Origin of the sequence: Pseudomonas hydrolytica (assembly GCF_021495345.1) — a bacterium.
Classification (GTDB): domain Bacteria; phylum Pseudomonadota; class Gammaproteobacteria; order Pseudomonadales; family Pseudomonadaceae; genus Aquipseudomonas; species Aquipseudomonas hydrolytica.
On the sequence record NZ_CP099397.1, the window covers coordinates 3,890,647 to 3,917,548 of the forward strand.

Here is a 26,902-nt window from a genome sequence, read left to right on the forward strand (position 1 = left end):
TCACTCCGGCTGCTGCAGCGCCTCGACCAGCGCCTTGAGAAAGCGCGCGGCCTCGCCGCCGGTGACGGCGCGGTGGTCGAAGGTCAGCGACAGCGGCAGGATCGGGTGCACCACCACCTGGCCATCGACCGCCACCGGCTCGTCGCGGATGCCGCCGGCGCCGATGATCGCCACCTGCGGCGGCACCACCACCGGGTTGGCGTAGCGGCCGAACAGGGTGCCGAAGTTGGACAGGGTCAGGGTCGCGCCCATCATCTCCTGCGGCGGGATGGAACGTGCGCGCACGTCGGCGCGCAGGCGTGCCACGCCCTCTTTCAGATCCTCGGCGCTGCGCGCGCCGACGTTGCGCAGCACGGGCACGAACAGGCCGTCCGGCGTATCCACGGCGATGCCCAGATCGAGCTGGGCATGGCGCTTGATCGACAGGTTCTTGCCATCGAACCAGCTGTTGAGCACCGGCTCCGCCTCGCAGGCCACGGCGATGGCCTGGGCGATGCGTACCAGCGGGTCGCGCGCCTCGCGCCAGCGGTGCAGATCGGCGTCGCCGACTATCACCACCGGCACCACCTCGGCATGCGCGCGGGACATGTTCAGCGCCATGCTGCGGCGTACGCCGCGCAATTTCTCGCCGCCGAAGCGCTCGCGCTCGCCCTGGCTGGCGCCCTCGACATCGGCGCGGGTGATCAGGCCGTCGGCGCCACTGCCCTGCACGGCAGCCAGGTCGACGCCGAGCTGACGCGCCAGCTGCCGTACCGCCGGCGTCGCCCGCGGCGCCAGGTGTTCGCGGGTGCTCGGCGCAGCGCCGACGAAGAAATTGTCCGCGCCAGCCTCGCCACCACCCTCCAGGCGCCCGACCACGGTGCCGGCGTCGGCTTCGCCCTCGTAGGCGGCCAGCGGTTCGCCGACATGCAGAATGTCGCCTTCCTTGCCGAAGGTCTTCACCAGCACCCCGTCATAGGGCGCGGGAATGTCGACTATGGCCTTGGCGGTTTCCACCGACACCAGCAACTGGTCGGCCTTGACCGTGTCGCCGGCCTTGACGTGCCACTCGACGATCTCGGCTTCCTGCAGGCCCTCGCCCAGATCGGGCAGTTTGAAATATTTCATCGTGCGTTCTCCCGTCGATTCTGCCGGTGCGCACGGCGCACCCTACGCGACGCCGCGCGTATCACTGATTCAGGCGTACTCCAGCACCGTCTCGCAGGCGGCGAGGATGTCCTCGACACCGGGGATGTACAGCTGCTCCAGGCGATACAGCGGCGGCGGAATGTCCGGCGCGGTGACCCGCTGGATCGGCGCCTGCAGGTCGAGCAGCGCACGCTCGTACAGGCTGGCGGCGATTTCCGCGCCGACCGCGCAGCTCTTAGGCGCCTCGTGGACGATCACGCAGCGCCCGGTCTTGCGCACCGAGGCCTCCAGGGTGTCGACGTCCAGCGGCTTGACGCAGGCGACGTCGATCACCTCGGCGGCGATGCCGCGTTCGGCCAGCCGGTCGGCGGCCTGCAGCGTCTCGTGGATGCTCGCGCCCCAGCTGACCAGGGTCAGGTCGCGGCCCTCGCGCAGGGTGAAGCAGCTGTCCAGTGGCAGGCGCCTGCCGTCGTCGGCCAGCGGCTGCGGGTTCATGCGGTATAGCCGGGTGGGTTCGAGAAACACCACCGGGTCCGGGTCGTCGATGGCCGCCAGCAGCAGGCCGTAGGCGCGCGCCGGCGACGAGGGGATGACCACGCGCAGGCCGGGGATATGCGCCAGCAGCGCCTCGGTGCTCTCGCTGTGATGCTCGGGGGCGCGAATCCCGGCGCCCATCGGCGTGCGCAGCACCATGGGGCAGCTGAGGCGGCCGCGGGTGCGATTGCGCAGGCGGCTGGCGTGGCAGATCAGGTGATCCAGGGCCGGGTAGATGAAGCCCATGAACTGGATCTCCATCACCGGCTTGAGCCCCTGCGCCGCCATGCCGACGCTGAGCCCGGCGATCATGGTTTCGGCCAGCGGGGTGTCGATCACCCGCTTGAAGCCGAATGCATCGCGCAACCCGGCAGTGGCGCGGAACACCCCGCCGTTGACGCCGATGTCCTCGCCCAGCACCACGACGTTCTCATCCTCGGCCATGGCCCGGTGCAGGGCCAGGTTGACCGCCTCCAGCAGGCTGACCTTCTTTTCGCTCGGGGCTGGCTTCTCACTCATGGTCCACCTCCCGCCGCGCGGCACGTTCGCGCAGCCATTCGCGCTGCTCGGCCAGGGCCTGCGGCCATTTGCCGTAGACATGCTCCAGCGCATCCTCGACTGGCGCCGGCGTGGTCGCCTCGAAGGCCTCCACCGCGCGCTGCACCTCGGCCTGGCATTCGCCGACCAGGGCCTGCTCGCGCTGCGCATTCCATACGCCCTGGCGCACCAGGAAAGCCTGCAGGCGCGCCACCGGCTCCTCCTGCCAGGCCTGCTTGACCTCCTCGGCCGGGCGATAGCGCGTCGCGTCGTCGGCGGTGGTGTGATCGCCCAGGCGGTAGCTCAGGCATTCGATCAAGGTCGGCCCCTTGCCCTGGCGCGCACGTTCGAGCGCCACCTGCATGCGGTCGTAGACTGCCAGCACATCGTTGCCATCGACCTGCTCACCGGCAAAGCCGGCGCCGAGCGCCTTCTGCGCCAGGGTCGGCGCACCGCACTGGATGCGCCGCGGCACCGAGATGGCCCACTGGTTGTTGTTGACCACGAACACCACCGGCAATTGCCAGGCGCCGGCGACGTTGAGCGCCTCGAGAAAGTCGCCCTTGCTGGTGGCGCCGTCGCCGCAGGTGGTCACCGCCACGCGGTGCTGACCGCGGATCTTGAACGCGCTGGCCACGCCACAGGCATGCAGGGCCTGGGTGGCGATGGGCACGCAGAGCGGGAAGTCCTCGGCCACCGCCGGGTCGACATAGGCGCTGCCGCGCTCGTCGCCGCCCCAATAGAGCAGGATCTCCTCCATGCGCACGCCGCGCATCACCTGCACCGCGGTGTCGCGGTAATAAGGCACCAGCACGTCGTCGGCCTGCATGGTCGCGCCGATGGCCACACCGATGGCCTCCTGGCCGATGGTCGGCGCGTAGGTACCAATGCGCCCGGTGCGCTGCAGCGCCACCGCCTTCTGGTCGAACAGGCGGGTCAGCAGCATCTGCCGGTACAGACGGATGAGCAGGTCGAAGTCGTCGCTCCAGGCCGGCAGCTCGGCACAGGGCGCACCGTCGGGCGCCAGATAACGGGTATGGGGTAACTTCAGCTTGTCGGGCATGGCAATCTCCTCGGCATCTTGTGGACACCTTGTTGACCCCGGGCTCGTGACCTGGGGAATGCGCGCCGTCCTGCGGGTAGGCCGGACGAACGCCCGGGCCTCAGGGCCCGTAAAGCAGACGCTCGGCCAGGCTGTCGGCGACTCGCGCCGGCGAGCGCTTGTCGGCCTGGGCGTGGGCGTAGATTTCCGTCAGACGCAGGCTGATCTGCGCCAGGTGGGCGGTGATCGCCGCCAGTTCCTCGCCGCGATGACGCAGCGCCACGTAGATCAGCCCTCCGGCGTTGAGCACGTAGTCCGGCGCATAGAGAATGCCGCGCGCCTCCAGCTCGTCGGCGATCTCCGGGCTGGCCAGCTGGTTGTTGGCCGCCCCGGCCACCGCGGCGCAGCGCAGCTGGCCGACGGTCTGTGCGTTGAGCACGCCGCCCAGACCGCAGGGCGCGAGGATGTCGCAGGGCGTGGTGAGCAGCGCCTCGCTGGCGATCGGGTGAGCGCCGAGCTGCTCCACCGCCAGCTGCACCCGGCCGGGGTCGAGGTCGCTGACCAGCAGCTCGGCACCGGCCGCGTGCAGCTCCTCGGCCAGGGCGTAACCGACGTTGCCAAGGCCCTGGATGGCGATGCGCAGCCCCTCCAGGTCATCGCTGCCGAGGCGCGCCTGGGCGGTGGCCCGTATGCCGGCGAACACCCCCAGCGCGGTATGCGGCGACGGGTCGCCCTCACTGGTGGTGCTGGTGGCGTGGCGGGTGTGCTGGGCGATGCAGTCCATGTCGAGGCTGGAGGTGCCGCTGTCCATGGCGGTGATGTAGTGACCGCCCAGCGTCTCGATGAAGCGCCCGAAGGCCTCGAACAGCGCCGCACGATTGGCGACATGCGGCGGGCGGATGATCACCGCCTTGCCGCCGCCGTGATCGATGCCGGCCAGGGCGGCCTTGTAGCTCATGCCCTGGGCCAGGCGCGCGGCATCGCGGATGGCACTCTGCTCGTCGGGGTAGGCCAGATAACGGCAGCCGCCGAGAGCCGGCCCGAGTCGGGTGTTGTGAATGGCGATGACGGCCTTGAGGCCGGTGGCCGGATCCTGGGCCAGGTGCAGGGCCTCGAGGCGGGCGGCTTCCATCATGCTGAACATGGGCTCGCTCCCGGTCTGAGTTCAGGACTGAGTATAGGTGACCTGCACTGGACGGGAGCGACGCGTCGGACTACAAGAGCACAAGCCAATGGAGGAAGCCATGAGCCCACGCCAAGCCTGCCTGCAGTGCCTGCAACGCGATCCGCCCGCCCTGTTCGAAGCGGCGTTGTGGATCGCTGCGGAACATGATGCCCAGTTGCAACCGGCCAGGGTGCTCGACGAGCTGCAGGGGTTGCAGCTGCAGGTCAGCGCCGGCCTGCCCGCGCTGCCCGCCCGCGAGCTGGCCCAGCCGCTGCTGCGCCGCCTCGCCGAGCTGGACTATCAGGAAGATGACGAAGGCATGACGCGGCCGCAGCATGCCCTGCTGCACAAGGTGCTGCGCAACCGCCGCGGGCAACCGCTGGTACTGGCGCTGATCGCCCTGGAACTGGCGCGACGGCTGGATATTCCCCTGCAGGGGGTGAACTTCCCCGGCCACTTCCTGCTGCGCGTACCCGGCGCCGACCATCTGCTCGATCCCTGTGGCGGGCGCCGCCTGTACACCCGCGACTGTCGGGACCTGCTCCACCGCCAGCTCGGCCCGAATATCGAGCTGAGCGCAGCGCACCTGCAGACCGCCGACGCCCCTGCCATGCTGCAACGCCTGTCGCGCAATCTGCGCCTGCTGCACCTGCAGCACGATGATGCCCTGGCTGCGCTCAAGGATGCCGAGCGTGTCCTGCAGCTTGGCCCGCCAACCCTGGTCGATCACCTGGCTCGCGCCGATGTCTATCAGCAGCTGGAGTGCCCGCAGGGCGAACGCTACGACCTCGAACGCGCGCTGCTGTTCTGCGAAGACGAAGGCCTGCGCCTGCAATTGCAGCAGCGTTTGCGCGGTCTGGAAAGCGCAGCGGCATTGCACTGAAAAGCCTCTGCCCCGGGGGCTTCAGCAGGCATGCGAGATTTTCTCAGCCATCCCTTGAATTGCTTTTTCTTCAACTACACTGCGAAGAATTCGGCGCTCTGCCAGTACCTGGGTGCTGCCGATCAGGCACTGTTCTCATTCTGTGTGGGGATGAAGATGCGAAAGCTCCTTGGTATGTCGTTATTGGCGGCACTCATCGGGACTGCCGCATGTTCCAACACGCTGGTGGCGCCCGAGCAGTACTCGGGTTTCCTGCAAGATTACAGTCGTCTCAGCGAACAGCAGTCACCCTCCGGGGCAAAGGTGGCACGCTGGGTCGATCCGGATCTGCAGGTCGGTCGTTACAACCAGTTGTTGCTCGAGCCCAGTCAGTTCTACCCAACGCCCCAACCAAGTCCACGACTGTCGCAGGATACGCTGCAAGACATCACCCAGTATTTCGATGCGGCTCTGCGCCGCGAGCTGGGCAAGGTCATGCCGCTTACCGACACGCCTTCCGCCGGCACCCTGGTGCTGCGCCCGGCCATCACAGCCGTCTCGGCGTCCACTGAAGGCCTGCAACCCTACGAAGTCATTCCCATTGCCCTGATGGTGGCTGCCGCGAGCACGGCGGCCGGGACACGCGACCAACAGGTGGAGATCGCTACCGAGGCGGCGGTGATCGACGCGCAGAACAGCCGCGTCGTCGCACAGGTCGTGCGCAAGGGTACGGGCCTTAATCTGGAGAACGATCACCAGGTACTCAGCGTCGAGAACGTCAAGCCAGTGATTGATGGCTGGGCCAGCGATATGCGCCAGTCCATCGAGCAGCTCAGGGCGAAACGTTAGGACCAACTGCTCGGTACCGCCGCAAACCAGCCGAGCGGCACCGCCCAGACTGTCTTCTGAACGAATGATTCGGGGGCCGTATGCTGGACTACTTCGCCTTGGGTGTACTGATATTCGCCGCCGTGGTTCTGTTCTACGGCGTCATCGCGATTCATGACATTCCCTATGAGATCGCGGTGCATCGCAACCATCCGCAGCAGGATGCCATCCACGTGGCGGGCTGGATCAGCCTGTTCACCCTGCATGCGATTTGGCCGTTCCTGTGGATCTGGGCGACCCTCTACCGGGAGGATCGCGGCTGGGGCTTCGCCACCACGCCCAAGGTGGATCAGACGCGCCTGCAGCAGCTCGAACAACAGGTGGCCGAGCTCACCGCCCGCCTGGATGCACTGGAACGACCGGCCGCCGAAGCACCGTTCGAGGCGAGGGACTAAGCCATGGACCTGCTGCTGATACTGACCTACACCGCCATCTGCGTTGCCATCTTCAAGATATTCAGGATTCCGTTGAACAAGTGGACGGTGCCCACTGCAGTACTCGGCGGTATCGTGCTGATCGGCACGCTGATCTTCCTGATGAACTACAACCACCCCTATTCCGAGGTCACGCGCAGCTACTTCGCCAGCACCCCGATAGTGCCGGCCGTGAGTGGCCAGGTGATCGAGGTACCGGTACTCGGTAACCACATGCTGGAAAAGGGCGACGTGATCTTTCGCATCGACCCCACCCCCTTCGAAAATCGCGTGCGGTCTATCAAGGCCCAGTTGGTGTCGGCCAGGGGTGACCAGTTCCGCGCCAGTGAACTGGTCAAGCGCAATCTGGGCAACCGGCGCGACCTGGACATCACCACCGCTCGCGTGGACGACCTGCAGGCGCAGCTCAATATCGCCCAGTTCGAGTTGGACAACACGGTGGTGCGGGCACCATCGCGCGGCTATGTGACGCAGGTGGTGCTGCGCCCGGGTATCTACGCAACGAAGATGCCGCTGCGTCCTTCGGCGATCTTCGTGCCCCATGAGGACTACGCTTACGTTGCCTGGATGCGCCAGAACAGCCAGCTGCGTCTGACACCGGGCGACTCGGCTGAGATCGCTCTGGACGGCTTACCCGGCAAGGTTTTCCAGGCACGCGTCAAGCAGGTGCAACCCGTGATCGCCGAGGGGCAGGTGCAGCCGGGCGGCCATCTGATCGGCGTCACCGGCGCCATGCCGGCCGGACGCGTGCCGGTGGTGCTGGAGATTACCGACCCGGCCTTCGAACCCTTCAAGGACCTGATACCGGGCGGTGCCTATGGCCAAGCTGCACTCTACTCCGAGCACTTTCCCCACGTGGCGATTCTGCGCAAGGTGCTCCTGCGGATGGCTGCCTGGATGAATTACATATTCCCCTTCCACTGATGAGATTCGCCGGCGCCCCGATTGAGAGCGTGACGCCGCGCAACACAGACAGGAGCCCAACATGTTCGAGCCAGGCCATCTCAACCGCAAGAAGCAACCGGGGATACCCGGCGTCCCCGACTTCGATATCGACGTCTACTACGACGTACGTCATGACCCCAAAGAGGGTGTCCTGCTGCATTTCCGGATGACCGGCCAGGTTAACGGCCGAAGCTTCACCGACGAGTTTGAAATGCACCGCGATACCGCTTTCAACTTCGCCAGTCGCATAGCCAAGGCAGCGGTGAAACAGGGGCTGCCGGTGAATGCCAGCCCGATCATGCGCAGCCACAGCGAATACGACGCGATGTTCGCGGATATCCGCAGGAAGCTGGAGATCCGGACCGGTGAACCGGTGAACTTCGATAACCTGGAAAAAGACGGCTTCTAACGTCTCGTTCTGTGCCCACAGCCATCTATCTCAAGCGTGAGGAACGGATCATGGCCGAGACAGGCAGGAAGATGGGCCTTGTGGGCCTGACCACCCTGGTAGCGGTTAACATGATGGGCTCGGGCATCATCATGTTGCCTTCGAGCATGGCTCAGCTGGGCGCGGTTTCGTTGCTGTCGTGGCTAGTCACTGCGATCGGCTCGATGGCCATTGCCTACGGCTTCGCACAATGCGGCATCTATTGTCCGCGACCCGGCGGCATGTCTGCCTACAGCGAGGAGGCCCACGGCAAGTCCGCGTTCTTTCTGTGCTCCTATCTGTACTTTCTTTCCTTGGTGATCGGCAACGTGGCCATCGGCATTTCCGCCGTCGGCTACCTGACGCCCTTCTTTCCCTGGCTGGGCAGCGGAGCCGTGGCCGTGGTAGCCGGCACCATCGCTCTCATCTGGCTGACCATACTGGCCAATCTCGGCGGCCCCAGCCTCACCGGGCGCCTCGGTGCAGTGACCGTATGGGGGGTCATCATTCCCGTGGCGGGCCTGGGCCTGATCGGTTGGTTCTGGTTCGAGCCAAGCCTGTTCAGAGAAGCCTGGAACCCCAACGGTCTGCGCACCAGCGATGCCATCGCGCAAAGCATTCCGCTCACTCTGTGGGCGTTTCTCGGCATGGAGTCAGCGGCGCAGAACTCCGATGCAGTGGAAGATCCCAAGCGCAACGTGCCGCTCGCCTGCCTGTTCGGCACGCTCGGGGCCGCCGTGGTCTATGTGCTGTCAACCAGCGTGATTCAGGGCATCGTTCCCAACCCGGAACTGGCCAACTCCAGCGCGCCCTTCGCTCTGGTCTATGCACAGATGTTCAACGACAGCGTGGGCAACATCATCATGGCCCTGGCGGTGATGGCCTGTCTGGGCTCACTGCTGGGCTGGCAGTTCACCCTGGCACAGACGGCCAAGGTCACCGCGGAACAAGGCATGTTCCCTAAGCTGTTCACCCGGGTCAGCGCCCGCAACGCGCCCCTACTCGGCCTGCTTTTCTGCGGCGTCCTGCAGACCCTGATCGCGTTGTCGACCATCTCGCCCAATGCGAGCGCACAGTTCAACAAGCTCGTCGGCCTGGCTGCAGTGACCAACATCATCCCCTACATCACCTCCCTGACCGGCCTGTTGGTGATCATGTACAAGGCCCAGGTCGAGCCGCGCATCTTCCGCCGCAACGGAGCGATTCTGCTGGTGGCCATGCTGTACTGCTTTTATGCCCTGTATGCCTCGGGCCTGGAGGCGGTGTTCGGTGCGGCACTGGTGATGGTGGTCGGGTATCTGCTGTTCGGCAGTATCGCCAAACGCTTCGTCGGCACCCTGGACAACCTTGGCCGGCCATAGGAGCAGCCAGCATGCCTATTCCATATCTGGCGCGATTACTGTTTCTTTGCGCATGGCTGCCGGTCGCGGCGAACGCCACCACCCTGGAACGTATCCGTGAGGAGGGTCAGTTCGTGCTGGGCTTCGTGCCCGGCAACCTGCCCTTCTCCGATGGCGATGCCGCGCAGGCAAGCGGCTATTCCATCGATCTATGCCGTCATGTCGCCAGCCTGGTGAAGCAACAGTTGGCCCTCCCGGAGCTGCCTGTACGCTATCGGCCCCTCACGCCCCTGGATATGCTCGATGCGGTAACGGACGGAAAGGTCGACATTCTCTGCGCCCCCGTGGTGGAGAGTCTGGAGCGCCGTCGCCGGGTCAGCTTCTCCCTGCCGATCTTCACCGCCGGCCTGGGCATCCTGGTCCGCCAGGATGCGCCCGCGTCCCTGATGCTTCCCCTCAAGGGCGAGCCGGCTCACAGTGGCCCTACCTGGCGCGCCACCATCAACCGTGGCCTGAACCGCCATCGCTTCGCCGTGCTCAAGGGTACGGTCAGCGTGGACTGGGCGCGCACGCGCATTCGCCAACTCGGCCTGCAATCCGAACTGGTCGAGGTGGACAGCAATCGGGAGGGAGTCGAGCAGGTCGTCACCCGGCAGGTCGACGCGTTCTTCGCCGATAGCCTGGTTCTGCTCAACTATCAGGCGCAACATCCCCAGGGCGCACAGTTATGGGTTCCGGAGCGGTTGTTCGCTGTGGAATCGGTGGCCATGCCGCTTGCCCGTGATGACGAGGACTTCCGCCTGCTGGTGGATACCGCGCTCAGCAGACTGAACCGCTCCGAGGAAGGCGAAGCGCTCTATCGCAGTTATTTCGGTGAGCTCAGCGAGCAGAGTCGGCTGATGTTGCGGCTCAATTCGCGCCCCTGAACGAAGGCTCAGGCCGAGGCCGCCATGCTGTGGAAGCTGAAGTAGTAGCGCAGGGCATCGACCATTTCCACGTAGTCGGCCGGCGGCGCCACCAGGGCGAAGCCGGAGTCGTAGCTGCCGGGGGTGACATCTTCGCGGCACCACTGGCAGGTGGCGGAAAAGTCGATGAAATGCATGCCCTGCTGACCGGGAATCTTCAGGCGCATGTCGAAGCGCGCCCCCACCAGGAGCGGCAGCTGACTGATGAGCATCAGGCCGTCCAGGGAGACATTGCCGATGGAGCCCATCGGTTTGTCGGTGATGCGGTTGAACACCTTCAGGTAGTAGGGCAACTGATGGCGTTCGATTCGACGTTGACTAGGCATGCTGGCGAATCGCTACAAGGGGTCTTGAGTATGGCGCGCCTGCGGCCGCTTAACCAGCCTCAGCTACAACGCTCGGCGATGCGCGCCCGTAACTGGCGACGAGCGGCGTCGGTCTCTTCATCACTGAAATAAATACGCTCGCCATTGCTGCCCTCGCGGTAATAGCGATTGCCCTCCGGCATCTGCGCCAGGCGCGTGCGCAACTCGCGGCATTCGCTGGCGCGCGCCTCGCGCTGCGATGCCGCGGCGGCAGCGGCCTGCTGCTGCTCCTCGCGACGCGCCTCGTAGAAGCGCTGGCTGCGCGCCTCACGCTCACGCGTGTGCGAATCGCGCTTGATCACCTGGGGCTTCACCTCGACCGGCTCGGCCCCGGCCACCGGGCGCTGGCCGAAATGCACCCGGCCCTGCTCGTCGGTCCAGCGATAGATTTCCGCGGCTGCCAGCGTCGGCAGCATCCAGGCGATCAGCAACAGGCCACGCATGTTCATCCTCCGTGAGAGACAGCGTCAGCTTATACCGCGGCGCAGGCCCGGGAAACGGCCCTGACCGGTGGCTTACAAGGCGGCGGGGCTGGCCTTGGCCGGCTCGATCGGACGATGATGGCCAAGCTGCTCCAGCGTCTGCAGACGGGCACGGGCGCGGTAGGCGTATTCGCTGGCCGGGTAACGGCTGATGATGAACTGATAGGTCTGCGCCGCGTCGACGAACAGGCTCTCGCGCTCCAGGCACTGGCCGCGCAGCAGCGAGATTTCCGGTTGCAGATAGCTGCGCGAGCGGCTCTTGCGCTCGGCCTGCGACAGCTCCAGGGCGACGCGCGCGCAGTCGCCGTCTTCATAGGCGCGATAGGCATTGTTCAGATGATGGTCGAGCGACCAACGGGTACAACCCGTGGCAACCAGTGCCACGGCCAGGATGATCAGGGTTCGCATGGGCAGTTCCTCCGCTGAGCAGTGTATCGACAGCCAGGTGAAAAACTGAACAGCGACAAACCTCCGTTGGGTTTTGCCCGTTGCGCCTTGGCGCGGTCCCGCTGCGCTGACTAGACTGCGCGGCACCGGCCCGTTCCGGCCAAGGAGCCCGCATGCCGTTCGCCCGCCTGCTTCCCCTCGTCATCGGCGCCAGCCTGCTAGGCGCCTGCGCACCGACCACCCCGCTGTTCATCGCCCAGGTCACCACCAACGAGCTGGTGGAATACAAGGCGTTGAAAACCAAGCGCATGACGGCCGCCATCGAGGACGAAGGCGACCTGCTCACCTACAGCGCCATGGCCATCCGCGACGCCCATAGCGACAAGGCCGAGATGCTGTACCTGGAGGGCTACCGCGACCGCCAGCTGAGCGGCGAAGTGCGCGCCATCGCCCTGTACCAGATCGGCCTGATCTACATGAACCGCTTCAACGAGCAGCGCGACGACGCCAAGGCGCTCAACTACTTCTACCAGGTGCTCAACGAGTTTCCGGCCACCCAGGCGGCCAGCCGCTCCGAAGCGCGCATCGAGCTGATCCGTCAGCGCGGCGACGAGCCCATCCACAAGACCTCGCGCGAGCTGCTGGCGCACTGGCAGCCGAGTGACAACCTCGACCTGTACAAGCCCAGCCTCGACCCGGACATGACCCTGCTGTCGCGCCGCGCCGTGCTCAAGGGCCGGGTCGAAGAAGCCGAGCAGCTCTACCTGCTGGGCCTGGCCGATCCGCACGTACCCGCCGACATCAAGGAGAAGGCGCTGTATCAGCTGGCCCTGATGCACATGGCGGCGGACAACCCCAGGGCCGATCGCGACAAGGCCATCGCCTACCTGCGCCGCCTGCTGGTGCAGTACCCCAACGGCGAGCTCAACGCCAAGGCCGCCCGCCATCTGGATCTGGCCCTGAACCCGACGCAGCGCTGATCCACATCAATGCCGATGGCCGCGTCCTGGTCTGTAATTCAAAAACACCCCCAGGCGAGGCCACTGCCATGAAACTCGAACGACTGCTGGTCGTCATCGACGCCGAGCATGACCGCCAACCCGCCCTGCAGCGCGCCGCCGAGCTGGCCGGCAGAACCGGCGCGAAGCTGCACCTGCTGCAGGTCGAATACCACCCCAGCCTCGAAGGCGGCCTGCTGGACAGCCACCTGCTCGCCCGCGCACGCGATGCCATGCGCGAGGAGCGCCACGCTGAGCTGACCGCCAGGGTCGCCGATCTGCGCGAGGCCGGCCTCGATATCGAAGTGGAAGTACGCTGGGGCAAGCGCCGCCATGAGGAAGTGCTCGCCCGCATCGCCGTGCTGCAGCCCGACGTGGTGTTCAAGTCGACCCATCCCAGCAGCGCCCTGCGCCGCCTGCTGCTGAGCGATACCAGCTGGCAGCTGATCCGCCGCTGTCCGGTGCCGCTGTGGCTGGTGCACGAGGGCCCGTGGCGTGGCCGGCGTCTGTGTGCGGCGCTCGACCCGCTGCACAGCGCGGACAAGCCGGCGGCGCTGGACCACCAGCTGATCGGCGTCAGCCTGGAGCTGCAGCGCCAGCTGGGCCTGCAGCCCCACTACCTGCACAGCCTGGCGCCACTGCCGCGCTCGCTGCTGTTCGATGCCGAGGTAGCCCAGGAGTACGACAACTACGTGGCCCAGTGCGCCCGCGAGCACCGCGATGCGTTCGACAAGCTCATCGCCCAGTACCCCATCGCCCCGGCGCAGACCCATCTGCTGGAAGGCTTCGCCGAAGAGGTGATCCCGCGCTTCGTGCAGGAGCAGGCCATCGACCTGCTGCTGATGGGCGCCATCGCCCGCGGTCATCTGGACAGCCTGCTCATCGGCCATACCGCGGAGCGCGTGCTGGAACGCATCGAGTGCGATCTGCTGGTGATCAAACCCAACGGCAAAGGGTAGTGCACGGGAACAATGACTACAGCGAAAGGCCGTAGTAGCCTCCCCGGCAATCGTTGACTAGGGAGTTCGTGCATGACCTTTCGCCGCACCAAAATCGTCGCCACCCTGGGCCCGGCCAGCAGTTCGCCGGAAGTGCTGGAACAACTGATCCTCGCCGGCCTGGACGTGGCCCGCCTGAACTTCTCCCACGGCACCCCCGATGACCACAAGGCGCGCGCCGCCCTGGTCCGCGAGCTGGCCGCCAAGCACGGCCGCCACGTCGCGCTGCTCGGTGACCTGCAGGGCCCGAAGATCCGCATCGCCAAGTTCGAGAACAAGCGCATCGAGCTCAAGGAAGGCGACATGTTCCGCCTCTCCTCCAGCCACTCGCGCGCGGCGGGCAACCAGGAGGTGGTGGGTATCGACTACCCGGCGCTGATTCAGGACTGCGATGTCGGTGACGAGCTGCTGCTGGACGATGGTCGCGTGGTCATGCGCGTCGAACTCAAGGGCGCGGACGAGCTGCACTGCCGCGTCGTGATCGGCGGCCCGCTGTCGGACAACAAGGGCATCAACCGCCGCGGCGGCGGCCTGACCGCACCGGCGCTGACCGACAAGGACAAGGCCGACATCAAGGTCGCCGCGGAAATGGAGCTGGACTACCTGGCCGTGTCCTTCCCGCGCGATGCGGCCGACATGGAATACGCCCGCCGACTGCTCACCGAAGCCGGCGGCACTGCCTGGCTGGTGGCCAAGATCGAACGCGCCGAAGCGGTGGCCGACGACGAGGCCCTTGACGGCCTGATCCGCGCCAGCGATGCGGTGATGGTGGCTCGTGGCGACCTGGCCGTGGAAATCGGCGACGCCGAACTGGTCGGCATTCAGAAAAAGATCATTGCCCACGCTCGCCGCCTGAACAAAGCGGTGATCACCGCCACGCAGATGATGGAGTCGATGATCCACAGCCCGATGCCGACCCGCGCCGAGGTGTCCGACGTAGCCAACGCCGCGCTGGACTACACCGATGCGGTGATGCTGTCGGCCGAAAGCGCCGCCGGCGAATACCCGGTGGAAGCGGTCGAGGCCATGGCCCGCGTGTGCCTGGGCGCGGAGAAACACCCGACCAGCAAGCAGTCCAGCCATCGCCTGGGTCGCACCTTCGAGCGCTGCGACGAAAGCATCGCCCTGGCGACCATGTACACCGCCAACCACTTCCCCGGGGTCAAGGCCATCATCAGCCTGACCGAGAGTGGCTACAGCCCGCTGATCATGTCGCGCATCCGCTCGTCGATCCCGATCTTCGCCTTCACCCCGCACCGCGAGGCGCAGGCGCGCGTGGCGCTGTTCCGCGGCGTCTACACCGTGCCCTTCGATCCGGCCTCGCTGCCGGCCAACAAGGTCAGCCAGGCCGCGGTGGACGAGCTGCTCAAGCGTGGCGTGGTCGAGCCGGGCGACTGGGTCATCCTGACCAAGGGCGACAGCTACCACGGTACCGGCGGCACCAACACCATGAAGATCCTGCACGTCGGCGATCCGATGGTGTAAGTGATCTGCACATGCAAAAGGCCGCTCGATAAGCGGCCTTTTCTTTTTTCTAGCCGGCAGTGCGCGCGGCCTAGGGGCCCCGCGACACCCTACGCAACCTGCGCCATCCCGCAGGGTGCGCCATGCGCACCAGCGCTTTTGCAGCACGCTACGTTCGAGCCCGAACCGCCGTTGACGCCGCACGTTCCCGACGAACAGCCGGTGCACACGGCCTAGGGGCCAGCGACACCCTACGCGAAGCTGGAGAAATCCGGCTTTCTGCGCTGCATGAATGCCGTCAGTGCCTCGACGGCCTCCGGCGAGCGCAGGCGTTGGCCGAACAGTGCGCCCTCCTCCTCGATCACCTTGCGCAGCTCCTCGCGCCCCGGCGCGCGCATCAGGCGCTTGCTGTCGACCACTGCCGAGGGCGCCAGGTCGAGAAAGCGCAGGGCCATCTCGCGTGCCTTGGCCAGCGTCGCCGCACCGTCGTCCAGCGCCTGATTGGCGATGCCCCAGGCCGCCGCCTGTTCGCCACTGAACGCCTGGCCGAGCAGCAGCAACTCAGCCGCTCGCGCATGCCCCAGCAGACGCGGCAGGATCAGGCTGGAGCCGTACTCCGGGCACAAGCCGAGGTTGACGAACGGCATCTTCAGCTGCGCATCACGGCTGACGTAGACCAGATCGCAGTGCAGCAGCAGCGTGGTGCCGATACCCACGGCCGAGCCGGCCACCGCCGCCACCACGGGTTTGGGGAATTCGAACAGCGCGCGCATGAACTGGAACACTTCGCTGTTCAGCCCGGTCGGCGGCGCCTGGAGGAAGTCGGCGACGTCGTTGCCGCTGGTAAAGCATTGCTCGCTGCCGGTCAGCAGGACGACGCGTACGCTCGGGTCCTGAGCCGCCTGGTCCAGCACCTCGGCCATACCGGCGTACATGGCGCGGGTCAGCGCGTTCTTCTTGTCAGGTCGTTGCATGCGCAGGGTCAGCAGACCGCCGTCGCGTTCGATATGCAGGTGTTCGCTCATACAAGGCTCCAAAACCGTAGGGTACGCTGTGCGCACCAGAAGCCCGATGCCATCGGATCTGGTATGCACAGCCGAGGCGGCCCCGGGCACCCTAGGTACGGGTTAGAAAGACGTCGGCGAACATCTGGCTGCGCGGCAAACCCGCCATGTAGAGACGCCGCGCGAAGCCGTCGACCGTCTCCGGATGGCCGCAGAGTAAGGCGAGGGTCTGCCGCGAGACAAGTCGTAGTTCGGCCAAAGCAGCCGGCAACTGCGCCGCCGTCACCAGCTCCACCTGCAGGTTCGCATGCTGCGCCGCCAAGGCGCGAAGCTCGCTGGCCAGGTAGTGCTCGGTCGGCTCGTGGGCCACGTGCAACAGGCGAATGGCGCCCTGGTGGTCCTGCCGCAATGCCTCACGCAACACGCCGTACAGAGGCGCCAGGCCGGTACCGGCGGCCAGCAGCCAGAGTGGCCGCGCCTGCCAGTCGGCGTCGTAATGCAGCGCGCCACCGCGCAGCTCGCCCAGACGCAGGCCATCACCGAGCTGCAGACGACGCGCAGCGTCGCAGAAGGCGCCAGGCAGGCGGCAATCGAGGTGAAATTCCAGCCAGGGGTCCTCGCTGGGCAGGCTGGCCAGCGAATAGGGTCGCGCTATGTTGTCGGCAATCCACAGCACCAGGTGCTGGCCGGCCTGGTAGCGCAGTGCGCGCGCGGGCTGCAGACGCAGGCGCAACACCTGCGGGCTGGGCCAGTCGAGCCCCACCACCTGGGCGGCAATCCCGTCGCGCTGCGGGTCGAAGGGTTCGACATCCAGATCGCCGACCACCTGGCACTGGCAGGCCAGACGCCAGCCCTCGGCGCGCTTGTCAGATGCCAGCGCCTCGGGCAGACGATCCAGCGGCTCGCCGGCTACGCAGCGCACCAGACAGGCGTGGCAACTGCCGGCGCGACAGCTGTAGGGCACGGCGACCCCACCGGCCAGCAGCGCATCGAGCAGATTGCTCTGGCTGGCGACCTGCAGTTGCCGAGCGCCGACGCGCAGCTCAGGCACCGGCGCGCTCCCAACTGGCATCGCAACGGTTGCGACCGCCGCGCTTGGCCTGGTACAGCGCCTGGTCGGCACGTTGCAGCGCCTCGTCCAGCTGATCGCCGGCGGTGAGCAGCGTCATGCCGGCGGACAGGCTGAGGTTGTCGATTTTCACCCCCACCGGCTCGGCCCGGGCGAACGCCTCGCGCAGCCGCTCGCAACAGGTGGTGAACTGATCGGCATCGGTATTGGGCAGCAGCAGCACGAATTCCTCACCGCCGTAGCGGGCAATGATGTCGCCGTCACGCAGACAGGCACGGGCTACCGCGGCGAAGGTCTGCAGCACCCGATCGCCAGCGGCATGGCCATGAGCATCGTTGATTCGCTTGAAATGGTCCAGGTCGATCAAGGCCAGACCGTGCTGGCGCCCGTGCCCGAGATGCTCCAGCTCGCGACTGGCCAGACGCAGGAAATGGCGGCGGTTGAACAGCCCGGTCAGCTCGTCGGTGGCCACCAGATCCTCGAGCTGGCGCATCATCCCGCGCAGGGTGTCCTGGTGTGCCTGCAGGGCGAAACGGCGCTGGCGCATGCGCTTGCGCATGGCCTGCACGTAACTGGAGAACAGGCACAGCCAGACCAGCAGGACGAATAGCACCCAGACCTGCAGCCAGGCCATGCTCGGGTCCACCAACTGCATGCGATAGGCCTCCACCAGCACCATCGCGGTGAAGCCGAAGAAGGCAAAGGCGGCGCAACGTGCGAACACCTTGGGCGGCAGCTGGAACACGCCGAACAGCAGGATCAGCACGTAGAACACCATCATGCTGCCGCGGGCGGTGTCGAAGAAGGCCATTACCAGTGGCTGCCAGGCCAGCGCGACCAGTACCTGGGCCTCGGTCAGGCTGGGATCGTCGAAGCGCAGGTTGCGCCCGCTGAGGAAGATCCAGAGAAACACCAGCTGGCTGCCGAACACGCCCAGCGTGAGCCAGACAGCGGCGCTGACGGGACCGAGGAACAGATCGTTGAGTACGGCGAACCAGCAGACGAGCGCCATCATCGCGTAGGTAGCGAATGCCATGGCGAAGCGTTTGAGCAGAAGACTCTGCAGGCTGCGTTGCGTGCCTCGGCGGCTGGTTGAGCTCATGGGCTCCATCCCATACTGGCATCTGGCCGTTACTCTACCCCCGTGATCACAAATTGCCTAGCGCGCCGAGAGCGCCCACGGCTAGCACCATCGACCTTTGGCGGCTGTGCCCTGTGCGACCGTCGCGCTATACTGCCGCGCCTTTTTTGTTGCCTGCCGTCCCTGGCGCGCTGCAGAAGGCCGTCGCGGGCGAGGTGAAATCGTTCCCGACCATTTTTCGCCGTTGCGCCGGGTTCTGATTCGGCGCTTCCTTATAGATGTTCCCTGATAGAGGAGCGCCCCAATGACCGTGATCAAGCAGGACGACCTGATTCAGAGCGTCGCCGACGCCCTGCAGTTCATCTCCTATTACCACCCCGTCGACTTCATCCAGGCCATGCACGAGGCCTACCTGAAGGAAGAGTCCCCGGCGGCCAAGGACTCCATGGCGCAGATCCTGATCAACTCGCGCATGTGCGCCACCGGCCACCGCCCGATCTGCCAGGACACCGGCATCGTCACCGTGTTCATCAAGGTCGGCATGGACGTGCGCTGGGACGGCGCCACCATGAGCGTCGACGACATGATCAACGAGGGCGTGCGTCGCGCCTACAACCTGCCGGAGAACGTCCTGCGCGCCTCGATCCTGGCCGACCCGGCCGGTGCCCGCAAGAACACCAAGGACAACACCCCGGCGGTGATCCACTACTCCATCGTCCCCGGCGACAAGGTGGAAGTGGACGTCGCGGCCAAGGGCGGCGGCTCCGAGAACAAGTCGAAGATGGCCATGCTCAACCCGTCCGACTCCATCGTCGACTGGGTGCTGAAGACCGTGCCGACCATGGGCGCCGGCTGGTGCCCGCCGGGCATGCTCGGCATCGGCATCGGCGGCACCGCCGAGAAGGCCGCGGTGATGGCCAAGGAAGTGCTGATGGAGCACATCGACATTCACGAGCTGCAGGCCCGCGGCCCGCAGAACCGCATCGAGGAGCTGCGTCTGGAGCTGTTCGAGAAGGTCAACCAGCTGGGCATCGGCGCCCAGGGTCTGGGCGGCCTGACCACCGTGCTCGACGTGAAGATCATGGATTACCCGACCCATGCAGCAAGCCTGCCGGTGTGCATGATCCCCAACTGCGCCGCCACTCGTCACGCCCACTTCGTGCTCGACGGCTCGGGCCCGGCCGTTCTGGAAGCGCCGGATCTGGACGCCTACCCGGAAATCGTCTGGGAAGCCGGCCCGAGCGCACGCCGCGTCAACCTCGATACCCTGACCCCGGAAGAGGTGCAGAGCTGGAAGCCGGGCGAGACCGTGCTGCTCAACGGCAAGATGCTCACCGGCCGCGACGCCGCGCACAAGCGCATGGTCGACATGCTGAACAAGGGCGAGCAACTGCCGGTGGATCTCAAGGGCCGCTTCATCTATTACGTCGGCCCGGTCGATCCGGTCGGTGACGAAGTGGTCGGCCCGGCTGGCCCGACTACCGCCACCCGTATGGACAAGTTCACCCGCCAGATCCTCGAGCAGACCGGTCTGCTGGGCATGATCGGCAAGTCCGAGCGCGGCCCCATCGCCATCGACGCGATCAAGGACAACAAGGCCGTGTACCTGATGGCCGTCGGCGGCGCCGCCTACCTGGTGGCCCAGGCGATCAAGAAGTCCAAGGTGCTGGCCTTCGAAGAACTGGGTATGGAAGCCATCTATGAGTTCGAAGTCAAAGACATGCCGGTGACCGTCGCGGTCGACACCAAGGGCGAGTCGGTGCACATCACCGGCCCTGCGATCTGGAACAAGAAGATCGCCGAAAGCCTGGCGGTGGAAGTGAAGTAAGCGTCAACGCTGCAAAGCAGAAGCCCGGCCATGTGCCGGGCTTCTGCGTTTTCAGGCGCCCTGCAACAGCTGCCGCCCCCGCGCCAGGTAACTGTCCATCTCCGCCTGCGGCACCATGCTGCCGCCGGTCGCCCAGACCAGATGGGTAGCCCGCGCCATGCGCTGCGGCGTCAGGCCCAGGCGCTGGCGATAGCCCTGCCGCTCGCCCAGCACGCGCAATACACCCGGCATCCCGGCCAGGGCCGAAGGCTCCAGACGCTGGCCCTCGGCCTGTTCCATGAGCGCCAGGTAACGGAACATCTGCTCGTCGCTGACCGTGTAATAGCCGTCGATCAGGCGCTGCATGGCGCGACCGACGAACCCCGATGGTCGGCCGACCGCCAGGCCATCGGCTGCGGTGCGGTTGTCGATGCCGAAATCCTGCACCGCCAGTTCTTCGTGTCGCCCGGTGTGGACGCCGAGCAGCATGCATGGCGAATGCGTGGGTTCGGCGAACAGGCAGTGCACCGCGTCACCGAACGCCAGCTTCAGCCCGAAGGCCACGCCACCCGGCCCGCCACCGACGCCACAGGGCAGGTAGACGAACAGCGGATGCTCGGCATCGACCACGACGTTTGCCGCCGCGAGTTGCTGCCTGAGGCGTTCGCCAGCCACCGCGTAGCCGAGAAACAGGTGCCTGGAGTTCTCGTCGTCGACGAAGTGGCAACGCGGATCGGCCTCGGCCTGGCGGCGCCCCTGCTCCACCGCAACGCTGTAATCGCTGGCGTACTCGACCACGGTCACGCCATGGGCACGCAGCTTGTCCTTCTTCCACTGGCGGGCATCGGCGGACATATGCACGGTGGCCTGGAAGCCCAGACGTGCACTGATGATGCCGATGGACAGGCCGAGATTGCCGGTGGAGCCGACCGCCACCTGATAGCCGCCGAAGAAGGCGCGCAGCGCGTCGCTGTCGAGGCAGGCGTAATCGTCGTCGAGACCGAGCAGGCCGGCCGCCAGCGCCAGGTCCTCGGCATGCTTGAGCACCTCGTAGATGCCGCCGCGGGCCTTGATCGAACCGGAGATGGGCAGATGGCTGTCGCGCTTGAGCCACAGCGCGCCGATCTCGCCTTTGGCCTCTTCACGCAGCAGCGCCTGCATCTGCGGCAGGGGCACTACGTCCGACTCGATGATGCCGCCGCTGCCGGCCGTCTGCGGAAACACCCGGGCCAGGTAGGGCGCGAAGCGCTCGAGACGCGCGCGGGCGTCGGCCACATCGGCGGCGCTCAAACCGACATCGGCCAGTGCTTCGGCAGCAGGCGCCACGGCGGGGTTGAACCAGCTGGTTTCGCGCAGGGCGATCAGCTCGTGGAGCAGCGGATATTGCGCGCGCCATTGGGCAAGCGGCTGGCCAAGAATCATGCGGCGGTCCTCATAGCGGGCAGTGAACTGCGCGCATTAGACGACGCCTGCTGCCCGCTGGCAAAGGCCGCACACTCCGCGCCAGCGGAACGATACTCGCCCACCCATGGCCTAAGCTGAAAATCGCCCAGGAGTCGTCATGACCTTTTCCATCATCGCCCGCTGTCCGCGCAGCGGTCAGTTCGGTGTCGCAGCAGCCACTGCGATGCCTGCCGTGGGCAAGCTGCTCAGCCACGCGGCGGCCGGCGTCGGCGCGGTGGCGACCCAGGCCCAGGTCAACCCCTATCTCGGCCTGGATGGCCTGGCGCTGCTGCGCCAGGGGCTCTCGGCGAAAACGGCGCTGGAGCGACTCAAAGGCACCGATCCCTGCATGGAACTACGCCAATGCGCGCTGATCGACGCCCAGGGCGACAGCGTCTGCTGGACCGGGGAAAAATGCATTCCCTGGGCCGGCTCGCTAACCGGCGAGCAGTTCTCCGTACAGGGTAACCGCCTGGTTGGCCCGCAGGTGCTGGAAGCGGTGGCCGAGGCCTTTCGCCGCGGCGACGAGCGCCCGCTGATCGAGCGCCTGATCGAAGCGCTGGCGGCCGGTGACCAGTGCGGCGGCGACCGCCATGGTGAATCCTCGGCGGTGATCTATGTGGTCGACCGGGAGCAGTACCCCCTATGGGACATCCGCGTCGACCACCACCTCGACCCGGTGGCCGAACTGCGCCGCCTGCACGACGTATTCGCCCGCGAAGTGCTGCCTGAAATTCTCGCCATGCCGACGCGCGACAACCCGGCAGGCAAGGCAGCGGAAGACGCCGTTTAAGGCAACACTGCCGATAAGTGGTGGACGATAACACCACAGGCTGGAGGCCCTTGGGCGAGACGCCAGTGTGGCGACAGCGTGGGCCCGATAGGCTGCCAAACCCGTCGTTCGACGGCCTGGCAACGCCAAGTGACAACTCCAAACGTCAATCTTCTGGCTTAGCAAAACGCCATCAAACCGTCAGTCGCGTTATCGCTGCCCTCCATCACCAAGCCCGGTACAGCCAGGTTTGCAGCCGATGGGCCGGTCTTAAGCTGCTATTCCGAGTCACTCTCGCAAGGGAGAGCAGCCATGTTCCGTATCCCCTCCTTCCGCCTGCGTCGCGCCCTGGGCGCGGGCCTGTTGTCTCTGTCACTGGGCCTCGGTCTGAGCGCCCAGGCCGCCCCCTCGAATTCGATGAAGGCGCCGCGCCCGGTGGTCTGGTCGGACTTCCTGGGCCTCAACGTACAACTGCAGTGGTTTCCCGAGCAGACCTATCGACAGCAGATCGCCAAGTTGAAGGCGCTCGATCTGCGGTGGATTCGCCTGGGCCTGCACTGGGAGCGCCTGGAGCCCGCCCCGGGACAATGGCAATGGACGGACCTTGATCGCCTGATGCAGGTGATCGAGCAGGAACAACTCAAGCCCCTGGTGTACCTGGTCGGTTCGGCCCCCTTCGCCACGTCCGCACCGACCGGCGTGAGCAACCCCGACCAGTACCCGCCAACCAACCCGCAACTGTTCGCCAACAGCTTCGCCACACTGGCCAGCCGCTATACCCATGTCGGTGCCTGGCAGGTCTGGAACGAGCAGAACATTCCGCCCTTCTGGCAGCCGGCCGAAGATCCGGTCCAGTACCGGCAGTTGCTGGAAAGCAGCCTCGGCGCACTGACCGCCGCCCGCCCGGACGCCACCCATGTGATTGGCGGCCACGCCTACTACAGCCAGATGCCCGTGCGTGGCGGCCTGATGCTGCAGGCCATGACCCAGCTCGGCAGCGTGAGGCCGGATCGAGTGACGGCCTATCACCCTTACAGTCACGAGCCTGAGGGCGACGTGCCCGGCGTCGGCGATTTCATTGCCCACGCCAATACGGTCAACCAGTATCTGCGCCATTCCGGTAGCGGGCCAATCTGGGCCACGGAGTTCGGCTGGTCGAGCTATGCCGGGCCGGTGGAACTGCAACCGATCATCGGCGAACAGGGCCAGGCCGACTACATGCTGCGGCGCCTGGCGCTGATGAGCGCGATGGATTTCGACCGCATCTTTCTCTTCACCCTCAGCGATCTGGATGCGCGCGCCACGCCACGCGACCAGTTCTATGGTCTCCTGCGCCTGAACGGCAGCGAGAAGCCCGCCTACCAGGCACTCAAGCGTTTCCTGCAGATCAGCGGCCCCAGCCTCACGCCACTGGACCCGCCGGCCTTCGCCAGTGCGCCGGCCGGCATGTTCAGCATCGCCTGGCAGCGCGCCGATGGGCGCTGGCTGTGGATGTTCTGGGCACAGGAGAACGGCACCGTGCGCCTGCAACGCAGTGGCAGCGGCACCCTCTACAACCCGCTGCGTGGCACCAGCCAGAGCGTGCGCTCGAACGGCGGCAGCATCAACGTCACGGTCGGCCGCGAGCTGCAGATGCTGATCCTATGAGCGGCCGAAGCGCTCCAGCTGCATCTCGCGCAGACGGCTCAGCGTGCGGCGAAAGGCAAAGTCGAGGTAGCCCTGGGTGTACAGCTCGTCCAGCGCCACCTCGGCTTCGATATACAGCGGCACGCGGCGGTCGTAGCACTCGTCGACCAGGGCGATGAAGCGGCGTACCGCATCGTCGTTGCGCGACAGCGCCGGCAGTTTCCGGTCACCGGCATCGACCCGCTCGGCACCGTCCTCGGTGCCACGGGCGATGCGTCCCTCGCGCTGCTCACCGCCCAGGCGCGGCACTTCGCCAAGCAGGATCGCCGGGAAGCGCTCGCAGAGTTCGATGAAATCCGGTGCGGCCAGCGGCTGCTCGCACAGATCCCGGAAGCGGCACCAGAGCGCCGCTGGGCCATGGCCGAGGTTTTCGATACGGCGATGGCTGAGTTCTACCGGCTCGCGGCTGATGGTTTGTCCCTCGCTCAGACGAGCGAAAAGCTGACCCAGCGCCTGTGGCTGCTGCACCCAGTAGCGTTGCACCTCGCTACCGGGATGCAGGCGATGATCCTGCTCGCCGTCCACGGCGACCACCTGCATGTGCGCCTCAAGCGCGGCGATGGCCGGCAGGAAACGCTCGCGGTTGTAGCCATCGGCGTAGAGCTGATCCGGCGGCTGGTTGGAGGTCGCCACCAGCACCACGCCCTGCTCCACCACCAGGCTGAGCAGGCGACCGAGCAGCATGGCGTCGCCGATGTCACTGACGAACAGCTCGTCGAAACACAGCACGCGCAGCTCGCGCCCCAGTTCCTTGGCCAGCAGGCGCAACGGATCGGCATTGCCGGTGAGCTGGAACTGGCGGCGATGCACCCACTGCATGAAGTGGTGAAAATGCTGCCGCCGCGCCGGCACGCGCAGCGTGCTGTAGAAGCTGTCCATCAGCCAGGTCTTGCCACGACCGACCGGTCTCCAGAGGTACACACCCAGCGGTCGCTCGCCCCGGTGCACGGCCTGGTGACAGCGATGCAGCGCCTCGACCGCACGATGCTGCGCGGCATCGACCACGAAGCCGGTAGCGAGCGCACGCTGGTAGGCGGCCCGCGGCGAGTCGGGCGGCGCCTGCATCGCGGTCAACGCAGCACCAGCCGGCCGTCGTCGAACTGCCGCGGCCAGTCGCGGCGGGTGAATACCTGGCCCTGCTCGCGCACGCGGCGCACTTCGTCCAGGTCCAGCTCGCAGATCAGCCAGTGACTGCGCGAGGGGCACAGCTCCGCGCTCTCGGCGACGATACCGCTGGCCGGCATGCCGTAGTCCGACGGCACGTACAGCGAGGCGCGGCCGTAGCCTTCGTCCAGCGACGGCGACCAGGGTGCCAGGCCCACGGTGGGCGAATGCAGCACGGCGATCTGGTTTTCCAGGGCACGCGCCTGGGCACCGATGCGCACACGATGAAAACCGGCCTCGGTATCGGTGCAGCTGGGCGCCAGGATCAGGTCCACACCCGCCTCGGCCAGGGTGCGCGCCAGCAACGGGAATTCGTTGTCGTAGCAGATCAGGATGCCCAGCTTGCCCAGCGCCGTGTCGAACACCTTGAGCCCACTGCCGGCCGCGATGCGCCACTGCTCCAGCTCGAAGCGCGTCATGATCAGCTTGTCCTGACTGCCCAGGCAGCCGTCCGGGCCGAACAGCCAGGCGCGGTTGCGGTAGACGCCATCGTCATCCAGCACGGCCACCGAGCCGGGTTGCAGATGGACCTTGAGCCGCCGCGCCAGGCTTTCGCACAGTTCCAGCCAGCGCGGCAGCAGTGGCTGGATGCCGGCGATGGAGCCGTGCAGGTCGCTGCGCTCGGCCTCCGGCAACTGCCCGGTCAGCACCAGACCGGCGTACTCCGGTAGCAGCAGCAACTCGGCGCCCTGCCCGGCCGCCTCCTCGCACAGGGTGGTGAGGTGCTCGGCGTAGGCATCCCAGGTGGTGAAAAGATCGATGTGGTACTGGCAGGCGACAACCTTGATCATGGGGTGAGCTCCTTCAGCCAGAACGACATGGGCTTGGCCGACTCCTCGGCCTCGTCCAGATCGCGCCAGTGGTAGCGGGTGTGCAATTCGGGATGATGGCGATAGCCGCGGCGCGCCCAGAAGGCGTCCAGTGGCTGATAGTCGGCGGGCCGCCGCGGATGGTCGGCCGGGCGCTGCACGGCGCAGAAGGCGCACCAGTCGAAATGGCCCAGGCGCCGCGCGTGGGCCTCGCGCTCGGCGAAGAAGCGCACGCCCAGGCCACGTCCGCGCCAGGCCGGCAACACCACCGACTCGGCGCAGTAGAAGATGCGCGCCGGGTCCCAGCCCGCGGCGAGAAAGGGCTGCTGGAACTCCTCGGTTTCGTCAGCCAGTGGCAGCGCCGTGGAGGCGCCGACCACACGGCCCTCGTCACGCACCAGCACGCACAGGCTGCCGACGCTGCGCACATAGGTGCCCAGGTACTCGGCCTCGTAGTCGAAGCTGCCATCGTAGAGGTAGGGAAATTCGCGGAAGACCGTGATTCGTAGCTGCGCCAGGTCCTCTATATGGGGCGCTATCTGCGGCCCCCGGAGCAATTCGATGTCCATGTGAAGTCGTTCGCCAGCAGCAGGGTGACGCCGGCGGCTATGCCGGCTCGAAGGCGCGAACTTATCATGCGCGCCAACCCACCACTAACCATGCTACGAAAGGAACTTAGCCATGACCGCCACCGAACTGGTTCAGGCCTACTACGCCGCCTTCAACGCCGGCGACATGCCCGCCTTCCTCGACCTGCTGGCCGAGGACGTGGTGCACGACATCAACCAGGGCGAACGCCAGATCGGCAAGGCCACCTTCGCCGCCTTCATGGACAAGATGAACCGCTGCTACCGCGAGCGCCTGGCCGACATCGTGGTGATGCAGAACGCCGAAGGCAGCCGCGCCGCCGCCGAGTTCGTGGTGCACGGCGAGTACCTGGCCGACGACGAAGGCCTGCCGCCCGCCAACGGCCAGACCTACGTGCTGCCCGCCGGCGCTTTCTTCGAGATCAAGGACGGCAAGGTGGCGCGCATCAGCAACTACTACAACCTCAACGACTGGATCGCGCAGGTGGGCGGCTGAAAACCGCCTTTAGATAATCGATG

General features: G+C 66.3%; 28 protein-coding genes. 14 read left to right on the forward strand and 14 right to left on the reverse strand.

The features are described from left to right. The 4 genes from L1F06_RS18205 to L1F06_RS18220 form a co-directional block, all read right to left on the reverse strand. On the reverse strand, nt 1–1,107 hold the full coding sequence (locus tag L1F06_RS18205) for a dihydrolipoamide acetyltransferase family protein (protein WP_012019352.1): 1,107 nt from the start codon (nt 1,105–1,107) through the stop codon (nt 1–3). Between the two features lie 69 nt (nt 1,108–1,176). Beyond that, nucleotides 1,177–2,181: an alpha-ketoacid dehydrogenase subunit beta gene (locus tag L1F06_RS18210; protein ID WP_012019353.1), complete on the reverse strand. Its 1,005-nt coding sequence runs from the start codon at nt 2,179–2,181 to the stop codon at nt 1,177–1,179. Continuing rightward, nucleotides 2,174–3,262 carry a pyruvate dehydrogenase (acetyl-transferring) E1 component subunit alpha gene (pdhA, locus tag L1F06_RS18215; protein ID WP_012019354.1) on the reverse strand — a complete coding sequence of 363 codons (1,089 nt, stop codon included), beginning with the start codon at nt 3,260–3,262 and terminating at the stop codon, nt 2,174–2,176. Before pdhA ends, L1F06_RS18210 begins: the two co-directional genes overlap by 8 nt. 100 nt (nt 3,263–3,362) lie before the next feature. Beyond that, on the reverse strand, nt 3,363–4,385 hold the full coding sequence (locus L1F06_RS18220) for a Leu/Phe/Val dehydrogenase (protein WP_012019355.1): 1,023 nt from the start codon (nt 4,383–4,385) through the stop codon (nt 3,363–3,365). A 100-nt stretch (nt 4,386–4,485) separates the two neighbouring features. Between L1F06_RS18220 and L1F06_RS18225 the strand changes: the two genes are divergently transcribed. The 7 genes from L1F06_RS18225 to L1F06_RS18255 all read left to right on the forward strand — a co-directional run bounded on the left by L1F06_RS18225 (nt 4,486) and on the right by L1F06_RS18255 (nt 10,228). Further along, nucleotides 4,486–5,289 (forward strand): SirB1 family protein, encoded by an 804-nt coding sequence (locus L1F06_RS18225; protein ID WP_012019356.1) that lies wholly within the window; start codon nt 4,486–4,488, stop codon nt 5,287–5,289. 156 nt (nt 5,290–5,445) lie between these two features. Continuing rightward, complete coding sequence (locus L1F06_RS18230; protein WP_012019357.1) at nt 5,446–6,117, forward strand: DUF3313 domain-containing protein; 672 nt, start codon at nt 5,446–5,448, stop codon at nt 6,115–6,117. A gap of 80 nt (nt 6,118–6,197) precedes the next feature. Then, entirely contained in the window at nt 6,198–6,551 is a 354-nt protein-coding gene (locus L1F06_RS18235) for a DUF3302 domain-containing protein (RefSeq protein ID WP_003245917.1), read from the forward strand. Between the two features lie 3 nt (nt 6,552–6,554). Next, nucleotides 6,555–7,514 carry an HlyD family secretion protein gene (locus tag L1F06_RS18240; RefSeq protein WP_003245918.1) on the forward strand — a complete coding sequence of 320 codons (960 nt, stop codon included), beginning with the start codon at nt 6,555–6,557 and terminating at the stop codon, nt 7,512–7,514. 61 nt (nt 7,515–7,575) lie between these two features. Continuing rightward, nucleotides 7,576–7,944: a DUF5064 family protein gene (locus tag L1F06_RS18245; RefSeq protein WP_003245919.1), complete on the forward strand. Its 369-nt coding sequence runs from the start codon at nt 7,576–7,578 to the stop codon at nt 7,942–7,944. Between the two features lie 50 nt (nt 7,945–7,994). Then, a complete protein-coding gene (gene potE, locus L1F06_RS18250) occupies nt 7,995–9,323 on the forward strand; it encodes a putrescine-ornithine antiporter (protein WP_012019358.1) in 1,329 nt (442 codons plus the stop codon). 11 nt (nt 9,324–9,334) lie between these two features. Next, nucleotides 9,335–10,228 (forward strand): amino acid ABC transporter substrate-binding protein, encoded by an 894-nt coding sequence (locus L1F06_RS18255; RefSeq protein ID WP_012019359.1) that lies wholly within the window; start codon nt 9,335–9,337, stop codon nt 10,226–10,228. Nucleotides 10,229–10,236: 8 nt separating this feature from the next. On the opposite strand, the gene L1F06_RS18260 is transcribed toward L1F06_RS18255, so the two are convergent. From L1F06_RS18260 to L1F06_RS18270, 3 genes are all read right to left on the reverse strand, one after another. Beyond that, nucleotides 10,237–10,593, reverse strand: a complete 357-nt coding sequence (locus L1F06_RS18260; RefSeq protein ID WP_003245922.1) for a PilZ domain-containing protein — start codon at nt 10,591–10,593, stop codon at nt 10,237–10,239. Between the two features lie 59 nt (nt 10,594–10,652). Further along, nucleotides 10,653–11,075, reverse strand: a complete 423-nt coding sequence (locus tag L1F06_RS18265) for a DUF4124 domain-containing protein (protein ID WP_012019360.1) — start codon at nt 11,073–11,075, stop codon at nt 10,653–10,655. A gap of 72 nt (nt 11,076–11,147) precedes the next feature. Next, nucleotides 11,148–11,522 carry a tetratricopeptide repeat protein gene (locus L1F06_RS18270; protein WP_012019361.1) on the reverse strand — a complete coding sequence of 125 codons (375 nt, stop codon included), beginning with the start codon at nt 11,520–11,522 and terminating at the stop codon, nt 11,148–11,150. A gap of 152 nt (nt 11,523–11,674) precedes the next feature. Between L1F06_RS18270 and L1F06_RS18275 the strand changes: the two genes are divergently transcribed. The 3 genes from L1F06_RS18275 to pyk all read left to right on the forward strand — a co-directional run bounded on the left by L1F06_RS18275 (nt 11,675) and on the right by pyk (nt 14,982). Then, on the forward strand, nt 11,675–12,481 hold the full coding sequence (locus L1F06_RS18275) for a tetratricopeptide repeat protein (RefSeq protein ID WP_003245925.1): 807 nt from the start codon (nt 11,675–11,677) through the stop codon (nt 12,479–12,481). A 68-nt stretch (nt 12,482–12,549) separates the two neighbouring features. Further along, nucleotides 12,550–13,458, forward strand: a complete 909-nt coding sequence (locus L1F06_RS18280) for a universal stress protein (RefSeq protein ID WP_012019362.1) — start codon at nt 12,550–12,552, stop codon at nt 13,456–13,458. Nucleotides 13,459–13,530: 72 nt separating this feature from the next. Beyond that, nucleotides 13,531–14,982, forward strand: coding sequence for a pyruvate kinase (pyk, locus tag L1F06_RS18285; protein WP_012019363.1), 1,452 nt, complete (start codon nt 13,531–13,533; stop codon nt 14,980–14,982). 230 nt (nt 14,983–15,212) lie between these two features. On the opposite strand, the gene L1F06_RS18290 is transcribed toward pyk, so the two are convergent. From L1F06_RS18290 to L1F06_RS18300, 3 genes are all read right to left on the reverse strand, one after another. After that, nucleotides 15,213–15,986, reverse strand: coding sequence for an enoyl-CoA hydratase (locus L1F06_RS18290; protein WP_129481641.1), 774 nt, complete (start codon nt 15,984–15,986; stop codon nt 15,213–15,215). Nucleotides 15,987–16,077: 91 nt separating this feature from the next. After that, on the reverse strand, nt 16,078–17,016 hold the full coding sequence (locus L1F06_RS18295) for an iron-sulfur-binding ferredoxin reductase (RefSeq protein ID WP_129481642.1): 939 nt from the start codon (nt 17,014–17,016) through the stop codon (nt 16,078–16,080). Beyond that, nucleotides 17,009–18,136 carry a GGDEF domain-containing protein gene (locus L1F06_RS18300; protein WP_096825868.1) on the reverse strand — a complete coding sequence of 376 codons (1,128 nt, stop codon included), beginning with the start codon at nt 18,134–18,136 and terminating at the stop codon, nt 17,009–17,011. The genes L1F06_RS18295 and L1F06_RS18300 overlap by 8 nt, the downstream gene beginning before the upstream one ends. Before the next feature lie 283 nt (nt 18,137–18,419). Here L1F06_RS18300 and L1F06_RS18305 point away from each other — a divergent pair, with 283 nt between their 5' ends. Continuing rightward, nucleotides 18,420–19,943, forward strand: a complete 1,524-nt coding sequence (locus tag L1F06_RS18305; protein ID WP_024309079.1) for a fumarate hydratase — start codon at nt 18,420–18,422, stop codon at nt 19,941–19,943. A gap of 51 nt (nt 19,944–19,994) precedes the next feature. On the opposite strand, the gene dsdA is transcribed toward L1F06_RS18305, so the two are convergent. Continuing rightward, on the reverse strand, nt 19,995–21,344 hold the full coding sequence (gene dsdA / locus L1F06_RS18310; protein ID WP_129481643.1) for a D-serine ammonia-lyase: 1,350 nt from the start codon (nt 21,342–21,344) through the stop codon (nt 19,995–19,997). 139 nt (nt 21,345–21,483) lie between these two features. Between dsdA and L1F06_RS18315 the strand changes: the two genes are divergently transcribed. Further along, nucleotides 21,484–22,158 (forward strand): DUF1028 domain-containing protein, encoded by a 675-nt coding sequence (locus L1F06_RS18315; protein WP_129481644.1) that lies wholly within the window; start codon nt 21,484–21,486, stop codon nt 22,156–22,158. A gap of 291 nt (nt 22,159–22,449) precedes the next feature. Next, on the forward strand, nt 22,450–23,784 hold the full coding sequence (locus L1F06_RS18320) for a beta-galactosidase (RefSeq protein ID WP_129481645.1): 1,335 nt from the start codon (nt 22,450–22,452) through the stop codon (nt 23,782–23,784). Here L1F06_RS18320 and zapE read toward each other — a convergent pair. Genes zapE through L1F06_RS18335 form a run of 3 tightly spaced genes read right to left on the reverse strand, consistent with a single transcriptional unit; the run spans nt 23,779 to nt 26,365 of the window. Then, nucleotides 23,779–24,888, reverse strand: a complete 1,110-nt coding sequence (zapE, locus tag L1F06_RS18325) for a cell division protein ZapE (RefSeq protein WP_129481822.1) — start codon at nt 24,886–24,888, stop codon at nt 23,779–23,781. The two genes, L1F06_RS18320 and zapE, sit on opposite strands and share 6 nt — an antisense overlap. A gap of 5 nt (nt 24,889–24,893) precedes the next feature. Then, a complete protein-coding gene (locus L1F06_RS18330; RefSeq protein WP_129481646.1) occupies nt 24,894–25,778 on the reverse strand; it encodes a carbon-nitrogen hydrolase family protein in 885 nt (294 codons plus the stop codon). Next, nucleotides 25,775–26,365, reverse strand: a complete 591-nt coding sequence (locus L1F06_RS18335; protein WP_003245937.1) for a GNAT family N-acetyltransferase — start codon at nt 26,363–26,365, stop codon at nt 25,775–25,777. Before L1F06_RS18335 ends, L1F06_RS18330 begins: the two co-directional genes overlap by 4 nt. 112 nt (nt 26,366–26,477) lie before the next feature. Between L1F06_RS18335 and L1F06_RS18340 the strand changes: the two genes are divergently transcribed. After that, nucleotides 26,478–26,879 (forward strand): nuclear transport factor 2 family protein, encoded by a 402-nt coding sequence (locus tag L1F06_RS18340; protein ID WP_129481647.1) that lies wholly within the window; start codon nt 26,478–26,480, stop codon nt 26,877–26,879. Nucleotides 26,880–26,902 lie beyond the last annotated feature (23 nt).

Coding starts and splice junctions, on each gene's coding strand:
- L1F06_RS18315 (WP_129481644.1), top strand. CDS start 21,484: ATGACCTTTTCCATCATCGCCCGCTGTCCGCGCAGCGGTCAGTTCGGT.
- L1F06_RS18240 (WP_003245918.1), top strand. CDS start 6,555: ATGGACCTGCTGCTGATACTGACCTACACCGCCATCTGCGTTGCCATC.
- L1F06_RS18225 (WP_012019356.1), top strand. CDS start 4,486: ATGAGCCCACGCCAAGCCTGCCTGCAGTGCCTGCAACGCGATCCGCCC.
- L1F06_RS18305 (WP_024309079.1), top strand. CDS start 18,420: ATGACCGTGATCAAGCAGGACGACCTGATTCAGAGCGTCGCCGACGCC.
- L1F06_RS18290 (WP_129481641.1), bottom strand. CDS start 15,986: ATGAGCGAACACCTGCATATCGAACGCGACGGCGGTCTGCTGACCCTG.
- L1F06_RS18205 (WP_012019352.1), bottom strand. CDS start 1,107: ATGAAATATTTCAAACTGCCCGATCTGGGCGAGGGCCTGCAGGAAGCC.
- pyk (WP_012019363.1), top strand. CDS start 13,531: ATGACCTTTCGCCGCACCAAAATCGTCGCCACCCTGGGCCCGGCCAGC.
- L1F06_RS18300 (WP_096825868.1), bottom strand. CDS start 18,136: ATGAGCTCAACCAGCCGCCGAGGCACGCAACGCAGCCTGCAGAGTCTT.
- L1F06_RS18235 (WP_003245917.1), top strand. CDS start 6,198: ATGCTGGACTACTTCGCCTTGGGTGTACTGATATTCGCCGCCGTGGTT.
- dsdA (WP_129481643.1), bottom strand. CDS start 21,344: ATGATTCTTGGCCAGCCGCTTGCCCAATGGCGCGCGCAATATCCGCTG.
- L1F06_RS18255 (WP_012019359.1), top strand. CDS start 9,335: ATGCCTATTCCATATCTGGCGCGATTACTGTTTCTTTGCGCATGGCTG.
- pdhA (WP_012019354.1), bottom strand. CDS start 3,262: ATGCCCGACAAGCTGAAGTTACCCCATACCCGTTATCTGGCGCCCGAC.
- L1F06_RS18220 (WP_012019355.1), bottom strand. CDS start 4,385: ATGTTCAGCATGATGGAAGCCGCCCGCCTCGAGGCCCTGCACCTGGCC.
- L1F06_RS18275 (WP_003245925.1), top strand. CDS start 11,675: ATGCCGTTCGCCCGCCTGCTTCCCCTCGTCATCGGCGCCAGCCTGCTA.
- L1F06_RS18320 (WP_129481645.1), top strand. CDS start 22,450: ATGTTCCGTATCCCCTCCTTCCGCCTGCGTCGCGCCCTGGGCGCGGGC.
- L1F06_RS18270 (WP_012019361.1), bottom strand. CDS start 11,522: ATGCGAACCCTGATCATCCTGGCCGTGGCACTGGTTGCCACGGGTTGT.
- L1F06_RS18245 (WP_003245919.1), top strand. CDS start 7,576: ATGTTCGAGCCAGGCCATCTCAACCGCAAGAAGCAACCGGGGATACCC.
- L1F06_RS18335 (WP_003245937.1), bottom strand. CDS start 26,365: ATGGACATCGAATTGCTCCGGGGGCCGCAGATAGCGCCCCATATAGAG.
- L1F06_RS18280 (WP_012019362.1), top strand. CDS start 12,550: ATGAAACTCGAACGACTGCTGGTCGTCATCGACGCCGAGCATGACCGC.
- L1F06_RS18265 (WP_012019360.1), bottom strand. CDS start 11,075: ATGCGTGGCCTGTTGCTGATCGCCTGGATGCTGCCGACGCTGGCAGCC.
- zapE (WP_129481822.1), bottom strand. CDS start 24,888: ATGCAGGCGCCGCCCGACTCGCCGCGGGCCGCCTACCAGCGTGCGCTC.
- potE (WP_012019358.1), top strand. CDS start 7,995: ATGGCCGAGACAGGCAGGAAGATGGGCCTTGTGGGCCTGACCACCCTG.
- L1F06_RS18230 (WP_012019357.1), top strand. CDS start 5,446: ATGCGAAAGCTCCTTGGTATGTCGTTATTGGCGGCACTCATCGGGACT.
- L1F06_RS18210 (WP_012019353.1), bottom strand. CDS start 2,181: ATGAGTGAGAAGCCAGCCCCGAGCGAAAAGAAGGTCAGCCTGCTGGAG.
- L1F06_RS18260 (WP_003245922.1), bottom strand. CDS start 10,593: ATGCCTAGTCAACGTCGAATCGAACGCCATCAGTTGCCCTACTACCTG.
- L1F06_RS18340 (WP_129481647.1), top strand. CDS start 26,478: ATGACCGCCACCGAACTGGTTCAGGCCTACTACGCCGCCTTCAACGCC.
- L1F06_RS18330 (WP_129481646.1), bottom strand. CDS start 25,778: ATGATCAAGGTTGTCGCCTGCCAGTACCACATCGATCTTTTCACCACC.